The following is a 13,910-nucleotide window of genomic DNA, read 5'->3' on the forward strand; positions in this document are numbered from 1 at the left end:
TCGCACCGTACACTTTGATCGGTCTCTCCGTTCGTGGTCGGCCATGATGGGGGAAACCGTGAAATTGTCCGCTGTGTTTCGTGTCTGCGCGGTTTCTCTAGTCCTCCTGCTGCTCGGTGCGGTCGTGGTCGCGGTTCCCCAGCGGGCGGAGGCGTTGACCGGCTCCGAGTTCGACCCGGGTTACATCATTTCCGACTCGCAGTTCTACACTCGTGATGCCATGTCGCAGGAACAGATTCAGAAATTTCTGGACGCGAAAATTGGAACTTGCACCAATTCGCTGTGCCTGAACATTTTGAAGGTCGACACGCCGACAACCACTCTTGGCTTCGGTACGTGCAACACATATTTTGGCGAGGCAGGAGAGCCGGCGGCCAGAATCATCTACAAGGTCCAGCAGGCGTGCGCAATCAGCGCCAAGGTTATTCTGGCTACGCTCCAAAAGGAGCAGGGGCTTGTCGAAGGTAAAATTGCCAAGGCTCCGACAAGTGCCGTGCTTCGGAAAGCTATGGGGCAGGGCTGCCCTGATACCTCGCAGTGTGACTCCGCATTTTATGGTTTCTTCATTCAGGTATTGACGGGCGTGCGGCAATTGGGGTGGTATGGAAACCCGGAAGGCTCGCACACTTCAATCAAAGTCGGCCAGAAAAATGCCGTGCGCTATCACCCCGATTTAACCTGTGGGTCAAGCGAAGTAGTCATCGCGAACAGGGCAACGGCCTCTCTGTACTACTACACGCCTTACCAGCCAAACGCGGCAGCATTGAATAACCTCGATGGAACCGGGGACGGTTGCTCGGCCTATGGAAACCGCAATTTTTGGGTGCACTACTCGAACTGGTTCGGTTCACCCACGGCAAGCAGAAATCCAATCGGCGGCTTTGACGTCACGCCCGTCTTCGGGGCGGTCACTCTCGGCGGCTGGGCCATCGACCGTGACACGACGGGTGCCGTTCGGATCGACGTCTACTCCGATGGACGCGGCCTGACCTCGTTCCCGGCCGATTCGAGCCGTCCCGACGTCGGAGCTGCGTACCCGGGGTACGGCGACAATCACGGAATCGTACGGACGGTCCCGCTCGATGCGGGAACGCACGAAATCTGCGTCTATGCCATCAATGTCGGCGTCGGTTCGAATACCTCCTTCGGCTGCCGGACGGTCCAGGTCAGCCAGGCCAGCCCGTTCGGCGACACGGCGGTGGCGGTCGCCCCGGGTGGGGTGCAGTTGCGGGGCTGGACCATCGACCCGGAGACTGCGGCCCCGCTCGATGTGCACGTCTACATCGACGGCAGAGGTCAGTCGATCAAGGCGGACAAGGCCCGCCCGGATGTCGGCCGAACCTACCCCGGTTACGGTGACAATCATGGGATTGATCAGCGTTTTGATCTCGCGCCCGGAAAGCACAGCGTGTGTGCGTTCGGGATCAATGTGGGCCAGGGCGGGAACACGCTGCTCGGCTGCTACGACGTGACGGTCCCTGCCGGCAGCCCGTTCGGCGGCACGGATGTGGCGGTGCTCCCGGGTGGGGTGCAGTTGCGTGGCTGGACCATTGATCCGGAGACTGCGGCCCCGCTCGATGTGCACGTCTACATCGATGGCAGAGGTCAGTCGATCAAGGCGGATAAGTCCCGCCCGGATGTCGGTCGGATTTTTGCCGGTTATGGCGATAATCATGGGATTGACCAGCGTTTTGATCTGATGCCCGGAAAGCACAGCGTGTGTGCGTTCGGGATCAACGTGGGCGAGGGCGGGAACACGTTGCTCGGCTGCTATGACGTGACGGTCCCTGCCGGCAGCCCGTTCGGCGGCACGGATGTGGCGCTGGTCCCGGGTGGGGTGCAGTTGCGTGGCTGGACCATTGATCCGGAGACTGCTTCGTCCCTCGATGTGCACGTCTACATCGATGGCAGGGGTCAGTCGATCAAGGCGGATAAGTCCCGCCCGGATGTCGGTCGGATCTTTGCCGGTTATGGTGATAACCATGGGATTGACCAGCGTTTTGATCTGATGCCCGGAAAGCACAGCGTGTGTGCGTTCGGGATCAACGTGGGCCAGGGCGGGAACACGCTGCTCGGCTGTTACGACGTGATGGTGCCGTGAAAGCTCGTTCAATGAGGAGTCGGCCTGGGCTCGTTCCCGCGCTCCGCCGTCGCAGTGCGGCGTCGGTGGCGGCGATGTCCCAGCTCACTCAACCGAGCCGGTACGGGCTGCCCAGCCTCTTCGTTTCGCTGTGGTTTCCCGCACTTCTGCTGATCGCCTGCATTCTGCTGGTCGCTTTCGGTGTCTCCGGGTCGTCGACGGGCGTGTACTGGTCGTACTTCGGCACCGGCCAGGACCCGTCCCTGCTCATGGGGGAGCCGCGACCGATTCGCAGTGATGAGTGGCTAGTTCAGTCCAGCTGGGTGATGTCTCAGTACCAGCAGGGGTTTGGGACCTTCAACCAGACTCTGCCGGGAGGAATGGACGCTACCGTTCAGAACGACCTGCCCACCCTCGACTGGTCGTCCATATTCAGGCCGCACCTACTGGGATTTCTTGCCCTCCCGCTGGACCAGGGGATGGCGGTGAGGTGGTGGCTTCCCGCTTGCGTGATGGTCGGTGCATGCTATTCGTTCGTGGTCAGCCTGCTGCCCAAGCACCCGCTGTCGGCTACGCTGCTCAGCGCGGCGCTCTTCCTGACCCCGGTCATCCAGTGGTGGTTCCTGCCCACCACCATCTGGCCGGTCGCCCTCGCGTTCCTGGCGATGACTGGAATCGTGTGGACCCTCCGACACCCGGCCAGGTGGGTTCGTGTCGTGTGGGCAGCCGCGATCGCCTACGTAGCCGTGGCCACCGCGATGTCGATCTATGCTCCGTTCATCGTGCCTGCCGCGTTGGTAGTCGTCTTCTTCCTCATCGGATTCAGTCTCTCTGAATCCAGAGACCAGGGTGTCCCGTTCCGGACGGTTCTGGTGCGGCTGGTGCCCTTGATCGCCGCCGGGGTCGGCGCCGCAGTGGTGCTGAGCCTGTGGATCGCCACCAGACTCGACACCATCCGGGCACTCTTCGAAACGGTCTACCCAGGCCAAAGATTCGAGAAGACGGGGACCGTGGGCCTGGAAGGCCTGATGGGACTCATGGGCGGGCCCTTTGACCAGGCCCTGCTGAACGATGGGGTTGAGGGACTGGGGGGGAACCAGTCCGAAGCCGCTTCGGTGCTTATGGTCGCTCTGTTCCTATTGGTTCCGCTGATCTGGTTGATCACTCAGCAGTGGGCCGAGAACCGGACGATCGATTGGCTGTCGATGTCGGTTGTGGCATGCACGTCTGTGATCCTGGCCTTCATGTTCCTGCCTGGTTGGGACAGCCTGGCCCACCTCCTGCTTCTGGACCGGAGTAGCGCATCACGTCTGCGACTGGGCCTGGCGATCCTGGGAATCGTCTCCGTTGTGGTCCTTTCCGAGCGCCTGTCGAAGGCGCGCATCAGGAGCGTGCCGTGGAGCGTCAGCTGGGTCACCTCCGGTGCCGTGCTGCTGAGCGTGGTCGTGCCCTGGGCTTACTTCAGGACTTCTGCCCCCGAGACGATCGCACTGTCACCGTCATGGAAGATCGCCGCCGTGTTGATAATCGTGTGCGCGGTCGCTTTTTCGCGACAGTGGATCTTTGCCGGGTCGGTGGCATTCCTGCTCGCATCGGCGATAGTCGGGCTGGGCGTCAACCCGCTCTACCTCGGTGTCTTTGAGTTGAATGAGACAGCCGTCGGAACAGAAGTTCGGAAGATCGACTCCAGGGAGCCGGGGACCTGGGTCGGCATCGGCAGCTACGTGCCCACGGCTGTGCTCGTGCAATCCGGTGTTGAAGCCATGAACGGCGTCCAGACCTACCCGCCGGAGGAGATGTGGGACGAGATCGACCCCTCGGGGGAGTACGAGGACGTCTGGAACCGGCTCGCCAACGTCGGGTGGGAGCCAGGGTCAGGGGAGCCGACCGTTTCTAGCCCCGTGCGAGACCAAATTCGGATAACGTTCGATTCCTGCAGTTCATTCGGCCAGGATCGTGTGGACTACGTGCTGACGGACGCGCCCCTCGATCAGGAATGCGCGGTTCTGCTGGATGAGGTCAATGAGGGGCCGTCCCAGCACTTCATCTACCAAGTCACGCCGGGCTGAGGTCCGGATTCTTCGGGAATACCCACACGTTGTAGGAGAAGTACCGTAAAACGGTGGCAAGAATCTGGCCAACAATGGTTCCGGAGATGTTGTCGGAGACGGGATCTGCCAGGCCGAGAACATACCGCGAAAAGGCCAGACAGCCCAGCTGGACCAGAATCGCCACACCGTTGATTGCGATAAAGGCGAGGATGTGCCGGAAGGAAGTCTTCGTCTGGCGGTCACGGAAGGTCCACAGGTGGTTTCCGACATAAGTCGCAACGGACGCGGCCACGATGGAGATGATTTTAGCGGCGAGGGGCCAATCGAACATCGGACCCCGCTCTCCCCAGTAAACGAGAGCGTTGAACACGGCCGCGTCGATGATGAAGGCGGCCCCGCCGATGACCAGGAAGGCGCTTCCTTTCTTGGCGTGGTCCATCAACTGCCGTGACTTCAATGGAAAGCTCCTTGCTGTGGACTCGAGCTCCCGGGATGCCAGCGAAGCCTAGAGGAAACAGCATATCCAGAACGTCGGGCAGGGACTGCTTCGTCCGGGCGCGGACGAACTCTTTAATCGAGTACCCTGACAGGGGTCCTTTCGAGTCCGGGCCAGTCCAGTGTGGTCTCGATGAATCTAGTGATCGTGAGTGTCAAAGTTGAATATGTTCACCGGTGTGAAAATTGCTGTCATCGTCCCGTGCCATAACGAGGAGGCGGCAATCACCAAGGTGGTCACCGACCTGTTTCTGGCGTTGCCTGGCGCCGAGGTCTACGTCTATGACAACGTCAGCACGGACCGAACAGCGGAGCTGGCGCTGAAAGCCGGTGCGATTGTTCGCCACGAGGACACCAAAGGCAAGGGAAACGTCGTGCGTCGGGCTTTTGCCGATATTGAAGCCGACGTCTACCTGCTGATCGACGGGGACGACACCTACGACGTTCTCGCTGCACCCGGCATGGTCGAAGAACTTCTGAACGGCCCCTACGACCAGATTCTGGGCGTGCGCGAAGAGTCGTCGACATCTGCTTACCGACCAGGTCACTCCGCCGGCAACCGGGCTTTCAACGCTTTGGTCAGCGCGGTCTTCGGGCTCAGGGTCAACGACATGCTTAGTGGCTACCGCGTCTTCTCGCGTCGTTTCGTCAAGTCGTTCCCGGCAGTGTCGCACGAGTTCGAAATTGAGACTGAACTCACGGTTCACTCAATGAGCCTCCGTGTTCCCCAGACCGAGGTGAAAGTCGGCTTTCGCGATCGCCCGGAGGGCAGTGAAAGCAAACTGAATACATTCAGGGACGGGTTCAAAATCCTCGGCTTGATCGTCAACCTGACTCGGCACGAACGTCCGCTCTTTTTCCACGGCCTGCTGGCAAGCCTTCTGATCGTCGGCGCCGTTGTTCTCGGTGCGCCCGTTCTCCTCGAGTTCTTCGACACAGGACTCGTGCCGCGTCTTCCCACCGCTCTTCTTGCCTCGACTCTGGTCATTGTGGGAGCGTTCATCGGATTCGTCGGACTGATGCTAGACGGAATCACAAAATCCCGACGGGAACTCGCCCGACTGACCTACCTGGCCTACAGCGCCCCCAAACGTCCGGCAGGTCGCTGAGGGCCTCGTGACCAATTTGGTCCGGGCCTGGCGTTTGTGATGCCCGGGGCCCTGCGGAGGTCGAAAGCGTCTCCTCACGCGGTTGAAACCGCAGTGAGCGACGGACGCCGAACAGGCACCTTCTGGACGGCGTTCGTCTTCTTCGCTTTGCTCTCGACACTGTGGTCGTTGGCCAGCCCTATCTTCTCGGTCCCGGACGAGAACGCGCACGTCATCAAGGCCGTTGGCCAGCTCCGTGGTGAACTCGTCGGTCACTTTGAACCGGACGCCAGACATCCGGTGTTCAATCTCCCCGCCGGGTGGTCGGTCAGCCCTCAGATCCAGTGCTTTGTCTATCACCCAGAGGTTCCGGCAAGTTGTGGTGTGGAGATCGGTGACCCTGACGGCGCCACGAGCCCTTCTAGCTGGGTGGCGAGATACAATCCCCTGTACTACTACGTGATCGGCTGGCCGAGCCTGTTCGTCGACGGCTCGGCCGGCGTCTACATCCTGCGTATCCTGAGCGCCCTCTTCGGCTCCGTGTTTCTTGCCTGGGCCTATCAGACCGCGGTCGCCGGCGCCCGTGCCCGGTGGATGCCCTTTGCGGTTGCCTTTGCGGCGAGTCCCATGATCATCTACCTCCTCGGGTCCGTGAATCCGAACGGTGTGGAAATCGCTTCTGCCGTCGCGCTGTGGACAGCCTTGCCTCGTCTGCTGCAAACGTTCCATCCCGCCAGGCCTGCGGTCAACCTGCCCCGCTGGTACCTGTGGGTCATCGTGACAGTGGCCTCCGCCGTGCTCGCGAATGCGAGGGCGCTGGGTCCGCTGTGGCTGTTGGTCGTTGTGTTGCTGTGCTTCCTGGTCGGTGGCTGGTCCAGCGTGCGGGGTCTGTTCACGAATCGCCGGAGCTACCTATGGCTCACCGTTATCGCGGTCACCGGGCTCTTCTCCGTGCTCTGGACACTCGGCGGAGGCAGCCTGTCGGGGCAGGCGGAGAAGGCGGACGCGCCTCTCGTCGGGGCGTCATTCCCGACCGGAGTCGTCTACATGCTGCGCCTGACCGTGCCTTTCCTGAAACAGGCGGTTGGCTACTTCGGCTGGTTCGACGCGAGCCTGCCCGACGTCGCCTTCTGGCCGATCGTGGCTGCCAGCGCGATCCTGCTTGTGCTCGCGGTCACGGCATTGGATCGGCGCGGTGTCCTGACCCTGGCCACTGTCTCTCTGTCGGCGATATTGGTACCTGCGCTGGTGCAGGCCTACGGTGTAGCGAGCACCGGGATTATCTGGCAAGGCCGCTACGGTCTCTTTCTGTACCTGGGAGTGGCCGTCGTCGCGGGCTGGCTGCTATCGGGTCCCGCCGGCGACCGACTCGCTTTTCTGGCGCCTCGTGTGACGTGGATCGGTGCCGCGCTGATTCTGCTGTATGGTGCTGTCGCCTTTGCCTTGGTGCTACGCCGTTACGTGACCGGATCGGAGGCTCTGCCGAGCGCCATGTGGAACGATCCCCAATGGCAGCCCCCGCTTGGCTGGCCTGCCCTCTGCCTGCTCTTTGGGGTTGTGTCCGTCGGCTTCGTCCTGTGGGTGGGACTCCTCGGACAGAGCGTCGCTCGCCAAGAGCAGAGCGTTGTTCGCGACGAGCGTGCTGCACTCGCTGGCTCGAAGAAGCACTGAGATGAGCCGCCCGCGCGTCGCGATCGCCTACGATTGCCTGTTTCCCCGGACCACCGGCGGGGGTGAACGGGTCTACCGGCGACTCGCGGAGCTGCTAATCTTGAACGGCAGTGACGTCGACTATGTGACACGGACGCAGCAGGCCGTGGAGTCACCGACGGCTGTATTCACTGTCGTTCCGGTCTGGGCCGGAGACATCAGCGATTCGGCCGGAACGCGCACGCCCACCGCGGCTGTCGCATTCGCTTTCGCCCTCTTTCGACACTTCCACAGCCATCGCGGTCACTATGATCTCGTGGTGGTGAGTGCTTTGCCCGTGCTTAACATATTCGCAGTGGCCCTGGCGCTGGTCGGGACGAAAACGTTCGTCGTCGTGGACTGGCTCGAGGTCTGGCCGTGGCCGAAGTGGCGGGAGTACGCCGGCTCGCTGCCGGGAGCGATCGCGTTCCTGCTGCAGACCGTGGGCATCCGCCTCGGTGACTTGCACACCGTCAACAGCGAGTTCACTGGTGCCCGGCTGCGCCGCTATCGGCGCCGTGCCCAGCCGGTCGCCCTGGGTCTGGTCGACCTCGTCGGCGACGAGCCCGATGCCACAACCGAGCGCCCGGCCGACCCGTACCTGGTCTTCGTGGGCCGGCACATCGCCGACAAACGCGTGATCGATCTCATTCCGGCCCTGCGGGAGGCCCGCAGCCAGGTCCCGGCCCTGCGCGCGGTTATCGTGGGCACCGGCCCCGAAACGCCCCGGGTGGCCGCACGAGTGCGCGAACTCGGCCTCGACTCCGCCGTCGAGCTGCTCGGCCGAGTGAGCGACAACGAGCTGAGGGGCCTCGTGCAGGGTGCTCGGGTGCTGGTCAACCCGTCGGCCCGGGAGGGCTTCGGGCTCGTCATCGCCGAGGCGGCGGCCTTCGGCACGCCCAGCGTGGTGGTGGCGGGCCCCGACAACGCCGCAGCGGAGCTGGTCGTCGACGGCGTCAACGGCTACGTGGCCCTCTCCGTGGCGCCCGCCGAACTTGGCGGGGCTATTGTGCGAGCGGTCGAGGCCGGCGAGCCCCTGCGCCGCTCCACGCTCGACTGGTTCCGGCGCGAGCGGGTCAGCCACGGCCTGAGCGCCTCGGTCGACCAGATTCTGGCGCGCTACCGCTCGGCGAGAGCCCGCTGAAACGACGCCAGGGTGTCCCGGGCGGTCTTCGCCCACGAGAAGGTGCGGGCGCGGTCACGGCCCTGTGCTGACAGGCGCGCCAGCTCGGCCGGGTCGTCGAGCAGGCGGGACAGCGTCGCCGCGAGGGCCGCGGTATCCCGCGGCGCGACGTAGACGGCCGCCTCTCCGGCGACCTCGTGCAGCACCGGGATGTCGGAGCAAACCACGGGGCAGCCTCGAGACATGGCCTCCAACACCGGCAGTCCGAAGCCCTCGAACAGGGTCGGGAAGACGATCAGGCTCGACTCGGCGTAGCACCGGTCGAGTTCCTCGGCGCTCAGCCAGCCCCGCAGCGACACCCACGGCTCCAGACCGAGCCGGGCAACGACGGGGGTGAGCGGGTCGTCGCCGTGGCTGCCGGTGATCACCAGGTGCGGCCGGGACTCGGCGGGGATCAGGGCGAGGGCCTCCAGCAGCAGGGGGAAGTTCTTGTGCGGCATCCGGTTGCCCACGGCCATTAGCCGGCCAGGCAACCGGGGGAGAGGCACAGGGTCCGGGTTCGCAGCCGGGTCCTTGCCCGCGAGCGGCACCACGTCGATGCGGGCGGCCGGAACCCGCAGATAGCGCACGATGTCTTCTGCCGAGGCGACGCTCACGGTGAGAACGCGGCGGGCGCCGTGCGCGGCCACCCGGATCATGGTGCGGAGAATGCGCGAATAGGCCCCAGGCACGTATTCCGGATGCCGGAACGGCAGCAGGTCATGCACCGTGAGCACCACGGGCACCCGCGACCAGACCGGGCCGAGGTTTGCCGGACAGTGCACCAGATCGGCGCGCAGCCAGCGGGCCGCGCGGGCGACGGTGACGAGCTCACCGCGGGCCCAGGCGATCCGGTTCTCACCGCTGATGCCCGAGTCGACGATCTCGCCGGGGAACCAGGACGTGTCCGAGCCGGCCAGCTCGCTCGACGCGAGGCCGATGAATTCGATCCCGCCGGCATCCGGTTCGATCCGGCCGTACACCTCCCGCACGTACGACTCCATGCCGCCCTTGCGGCCGGTGTAGAAGAGCAGATCGACGAGGACACGGCTCACGCGGCGGCCACCACGACCAGCGCGGCGGCGCGCACCCGGCGGCGTCGCGCGAGCTCGTAGACCACCGCCGAGGCCAGCTCAGCGATGAGCAGGCCCAGGAACACGGCGGATAGGCTGTTCAGCGCCAGGCCGATCCCGGCGAGGACGAACGCCATCACGGAGACTGCGGCGCGCAGCCCGGTGAGCAGCCGCACCTCGCCCATCCGGCGCAACGCGGCGAACGGAATCGTCGTGGCGAGCGACGCGGCCCGCCAGCCGCACGCGAGCACCAGCGGCAGGACGGCGGCCGAGCCGGTCCAGACGCCGCCGAAGATGAAGCCGAGCACTCCGGTGAGCTCCAGCATCATCAGCACCACCACGGCCGCGACCACCGCGCCGGCCGACACCACGATGTCGAGCCGGGAATGCTCCTTGAGCAGCCGCAGTCGCATGAAGTTCAGGGGGATCGCGAGCAGGCCGGACACCGTCGCGATCGCCGTGAACAGCACTGCGCCGCCGGGCCCGATCAGTGTCAGGATCATTACATTCAGGAGCGGATAGATCACCCCGGTGATCGCCGTGTCGGCCACCACCCAGCTCATCACGGCCGGCTCGGGGCGACTGGCCCGGTGCGTCACCGGCAGGCAGCGCACCGGGGTGGCCAGGGCGATTCCGGCCACGAGCGGGATCAGCGCCCAGTCCTGGCCGGTGAACGCTGCCGCCACACCGGCGAGGGCACCGAGCCCCACGGCGATGGATGCCCAGATCTCCCGCAGGTCGAGACGCTCGGCGACCGAGACGCCCCGGCCCACTTCCAGCGCGGCGATCAGCAGAGGCAGGCCGAGACAGAGCACGACCGGGTTCGTGGCGTTGAGGGCGATCACCACGGCGGCGACCAGGGCAAGGCCGGCCAGCCAGAGCGGGAACACCACCCGGCGGTCGGTTGCCGCCGAGCTGAGCCGGGATTCCAGCACGACCGCGAAGGTGAGCTGGCCGGCGAAGGTGGCCACCATCACCGCCACGGCAATGACGCCCTGCTCCGGCCGGCTGAACAGTCGGGACGAGATGGCGACCGTTGCTGCGGGGATGACGGCCAGCGATACACCCCCGAGCAGGGTGATCAGGCTGAGTGTGGCCCGGCGCAGACGGAGAGGGGCGGGCAGATCGGCCGTCATCGGGTCACCGCGGTGAGCGTGCCGACGGGGCCGAGGGCGCGCCCAAGCATTCCTTCGAGCCGGCCGAGGAACACCCACCAGCCGTCAGTGAGGGCGTTCGTGCCGCGATTGCGCAGACCGAAGAACAGACCGCCGCCGAGGAACGCGAACCGCCACCACAACGGATACCGCCAGCGGGTCACCAGGCGTCCCAGCCCGCGGCCGTAGCCGCGCAGCTTGTGACGGCGTTCCGCGCTGCTGAGCCCGCTCGGGTCGCTGATCCCGCCCACCGTGAGCGCGGGCGGCTGCCAAGCGAAGCCGAGGTGCTCCCCGGCACAGATCAGTTTCAGGAGCAGGTCCGTGGCCTCCCCGGCCTGCCAGGGCGTCGGGGCGCCGGTGCCAATCTCCGGGTTGAAGCCCCCGATCCGGTCGAACACGCTGCGCCGGATCAGGATGCCCATCTCGATCACGCTCCAGACCGTCCACCGGGTCAGGGCCGCGCCCGGCTCGGGCAGCACGAACTTAGGCCCGTTCTCGTCGACCACTGTGAGGGCGCCCGCAAGGAAGCCCTCGGGGAGAAGCCTCATTCGTTGCAGCGCGCCCGGTGGGTACCAGGTGGTGTCATTGGGAAAATTAAGCAGCAGATCCCGGTCGGCCGGCAGCGCCGCGACGCCCGCGTTCCGGCCGCGGGCAGCCCCGGGCGGCGACGTCGTCACGATGATTCGCATGCTCTCCGAGCGGTAGACGGATGCGAGGGCCTCCACTTCAGACAGGTTTCGCTGGGCGACCACAAGGAGCGTGTCACCCACCAATAGCTGACCAGACAGGGAATCGAAGAGTCGCTTCAGGCTCTCGACACGGCCGAGCGTCGACACAACCAGTCCAAGGTCCACACAGCCCAGTCTGTACGATGAGGGGGCCAGACCAACAATGACGGGACTTGCAGCGAGCATGACAATCACCGCAACCATTGAACTTTCGATCCTGATGCCGTGCCTCAATGAGGCCGAGACGCTTGCGATCTGCATCGACAAGGCCCAGGGATATCTGCGGCGAAGCGGCATCACCGGTGAGGTCCTGATCGCCGACAACGGCAGCACTGACGGGTCGCAGCAGATCGCCGAGGCGCACGGGGCCCGGGTCGTGAATGTCACGGAAAAAGGCTACGGCAGCGCTCTCATCGTAGGCATGGAGGCCGCCCACGGCACCTATGTGATCATGGGTGACGCCGACGACAGCTACGACTTCAGCGAACTCGACGGTTTCGTTGAGCGGCTGCGTGCGAGCGATGAACTGGTCATGGGCAACCGCTTTCGCGGCGGCATCGAACCCGGCGCCATGCCGCCGCTGCACCGGTACCTCGGAAACCCGGTGCTGTCGTGGATCGGGCGCTCCCTGTTCCGTTCCCCGATCAAGGATTTCCACTGCGGGCTGCGCGGCTTCAACCGCCAGTCGATGCTTGCCCTGCACTTGCAGACCTCGGGCATGGAGTTCGCCAGCGAGATGGTGGTCAAGTCCACACTCGGTGGGTCCCGGGTGAGCGAAGTGCCGACCACGCTTAAGAAGGACGGCCGCAGCCGGCCGCCGCACCTGCGCAGCTGGCGGGACGGCTGGCGGCACCTGCGGTTCCTGCTCATCTTCAGCCCGCGCTGGCTGTTCCTGATCCCCGGCATCTCCGCGTTCCTGATCGGCCTGGTCGGCACCGTGCTGCTCGGCTTCGGACCCGTCGTGGTGGGGGAGGTGGGCTTCACCTACTCCAGTCAGATCTACCTGGCCGCCCTGGCGGTCGTCGGCTACCAGGCCTTCCTGTTCGCCCTGCTCACCAAGATCTACGCCCAGCATGAGGGGTTCCGCATCCCCCGCAGCCGCAACTTCGAACGGCTCGAGAAACGCATCAGCCTCGAGAGCGGTGCGATCCTCGGGGTCGTGCTGTTCCTGATCGGACTGGGCATAGCCTTGTCGCAGCTGATCGGCTGGGCGGCGGGCGGTTATGGCGCGCTTGAGGCCGGTGCCACCGTGCGGGTGGCCATCCCATCTGCCCTGCTGATGATGCTGGGCTCGCAGACGGTCATGGGCGGCCTCTTCCTCGGCGTGCTGTCGGTCGGCCTGAAGCGACGCTGATGGCTCGCTCCACCGCTTCCTCGTCGCGCGCGCCCGGGGCATCCCTACCGCGCGTGTCCGTGGCCCTCTGCACCTACAACGGCTCCGCGTTCATCGAGGAGCAGCTGCGCAGCATCCTCGGCCAGACCGCGCCCGCCGACGAGATCGTCGTCTCCGACGACGGCTCCACTGACGACACCCCGGCTGAGGTGGAAAGCGTCTTCGCTGCCTGGAAGGTAGAGCATCCGCGGCAGGCCGTGACCCTGCGCCTGATCCGCAACTCTGCCCCGCTGGGCGTCACCGCGAACTTCGAGCAGGCGCTCACTGACTGCACGGGCGAGCTGATCGCGCTCAGCGACCAGGATGACGTGTGGCCCCCGGAGCGGCTGGCCCTGCTGATCGCCGAGTTCCGGGTCCGCCCGGACCTGCAACTGCTGCATACGGATGCCCGCCTCGTCGACGAGGCGGGCCTGCCGACGGGCCGCACCCTGCTCGCCACCCTGGGGGTCACCGCCGCGGAGCGGGCCGCGGAGCATGAGGGGAACGCCTTCGACATCCTGCTGCGCCGCAACACTGTAACCGGCGCCACCGTGATGCTGCGCCGCGGGCTCGTGCAGCGTGCACGACCGTTTCCGGCGGCGTGGGTGCACGACGAATGGCTGGCGATCGTTGCCGCCGCGACCGGGGAGGTCGACCTGCTTGAAATCCCGCTGCTGGACTACCGCCAGCACGCAGGAAACCAGATCGGCGCCTCCAACCTCGACGCGGCCGGCAGGTTTGGCCGGCTGCGGGCGCCGCGCACGGCGCGCAACGCCCGTTTGCTGGCCCGAGCTCAGGCGCTGCAGGCGCGGGCGGCGCAGCTGCAGCCTGCGCCGGCAGCCGGAACGCTCGCCCTGATCGACGCCAAGCTGGCCCACGAACGCCGGCGCAGCACCCTTCCGGCCCTGCGCGCGGCCCGGGTCGCGTCCGTTTTCGCGGGCTGGCGTGCCGGCGACTACCGTCGCTTCGGCCTCGGCCTACAGGACATGCTGCGCGACCTGGTGCAGCCGGTCTGAGC

11 protein-coding genes are annotated in these 13,910 nt (G+C 65.4%); 7 read left to right on the top strand and 4 right to left on the bottom strand.

Annotation, left to right across the window (positions count from 1 at the left end):
• The first annotated feature begins 43 nt into the window (after positions 1-43).
• A complete protein-coding gene (locus tag CXY81_RS16055; RefSeq protein WP_146067645.1) occupies positions 44-2,101 on the top strand; it encodes a hypothetical protein in 2,058 nt (685 codons plus the stop codon).
• Between the two features lie 74 nt (positions 2,102-2,175).
• Positions 2,176-4,149: a hypothetical protein gene (locus CXY81_RS07380; RefSeq protein ID WP_146067646.1), complete on the top strand. Its 1,974-nt coding sequence runs from the start codon at positions 2,176-2,178 to the stop codon at positions 4,147-4,149.
• Here the strand turns inward: CXY81_RS07380 and CXY81_RS07385 are convergent.
• Positions 4,136-4,588 carry a GtrA family protein gene (locus tag CXY81_RS07385; RefSeq protein ID WP_199180971.1) on the bottom strand — a complete coding sequence of 151 codons (453 nt, stop codon included), beginning with the start codon at positions 4,586-4,588 and terminating at the stop codon, positions 4,136-4,138. The genes CXY81_RS07380 and CXY81_RS07385 overlap by 14 nt on opposite strands.
• Before the next feature lie 190 nt (positions 4,589-4,778).
• Between CXY81_RS07385 and CXY81_RS07390 the strand changes: the two genes are divergently transcribed.
• The 3 genes from CXY81_RS07390 (at position 4,779) to CXY81_RS07400 (ending at position 8,547) form a co-directional block, all read left to right on the top strand.
• The gene (locus CXY81_RS07390) at positions 4,779-5,735 is read left to right on the top strand and encodes a glycosyltransferase family 2 protein (RefSeq protein WP_233194042.1); all 957 of its coding nucleotides are present in this window, start codon (positions 4,779-4,781) and stop codon (positions 5,733-5,735) included.
• 93 nt (positions 5,736-5,828) lie between these two features.
• Positions 5,829-7,385, top strand: coding sequence for a DUF2142 domain-containing protein (locus CXY81_RS07395; protein WP_158252024.1), 1,557 nt, complete (start codon positions 5,829-5,831; stop codon positions 7,383-7,385).
• A 334-nt stretch (positions 7,386-7,719) separates the two neighbouring features.
• Positions 7,720-8,547, top strand: coding sequence for a glycosyltransferase family 4 protein (locus CXY81_RS07400; protein ID WP_233194043.1), 828 nt, complete (start codon positions 7,720-7,722; stop codon positions 8,545-8,547).
• Here CXY81_RS07400 and CXY81_RS07405 read toward each other — a convergent pair.
• The 3 genes from CXY81_RS07405 to CXY81_RS07415 are packed head-to-tail and all read right to left on the bottom strand — an operon-like array spanning position 8,523 to position 11,646.
• Entirely contained in the window at positions 8,523-9,620 is a 1,098-nt protein-coding gene (locus tag CXY81_RS07405) for a glycosyltransferase family 1 protein (protein WP_104171403.1), read from the bottom strand. The genes CXY81_RS07400 and CXY81_RS07405 overlap by 25 nt on opposite strands.
• Positions 9,617-10,774: a hypothetical protein gene (locus CXY81_RS07410; RefSeq protein WP_104171404.1), complete on the bottom strand. Its 1,158-nt coding sequence runs from the start codon at positions 10,772-10,774 to the stop codon at positions 9,617-9,619. Before CXY81_RS07410 ends, CXY81_RS07405 begins: the two co-directional genes overlap by 4 nt.
• The gene (locus CXY81_RS07415) at positions 10,771-11,646 is read right to left on the bottom strand and encodes a glycosyltransferase family 2 protein (RefSeq protein WP_104194437.1); all 876 of its coding nucleotides are present in this window, start codon (positions 11,644-11,646) and stop codon (positions 10,771-10,773) included. The genes CXY81_RS07410 and CXY81_RS07415 overlap by 4 nt, the downstream gene beginning before the upstream one ends.
• A 58-nt stretch (positions 11,647-11,704) precedes the next feature.
• Between CXY81_RS07415 and CXY81_RS07420 the strand changes: the two genes are divergently transcribed.
• Both CXY81_RS07420 and CXY81_RS07425 read left to right on the top strand, forming a co-directional pair.
• Positions 11,705-12,874: a glycosyltransferase family 2 protein gene (locus tag CXY81_RS07420; protein ID WP_233194044.1), complete on the top strand. Its 1,170-nt coding sequence runs from the start codon at positions 11,705-11,707 to the stop codon at positions 12,872-12,874.
• Positions 12,874-13,908, top strand: coding sequence for a glycosyltransferase family 2 protein (locus tag CXY81_RS07425; protein WP_104171407.1), 1,035 nt, complete (start codon positions 12,874-12,876; stop codon positions 13,906-13,908). Before CXY81_RS07420 ends, CXY81_RS07425 begins: the two co-directional genes overlap by 1 nt.
• The last annotated feature ends 2 nt before the right edge of the window (positions 13,909-13,910 follow it).

The sequence above is a fragment of the Cryobacterium sp. M25 genome (assembly GCF_002929635.1).
In the GTDB taxonomy this organism is placed as follows: domain Bacteria; phylum Actinomycetota; class Actinomycetes; order Actinomycetales; family Microbacteriaceae; genus Cryobacterium; species Cryobacterium sandaracinum.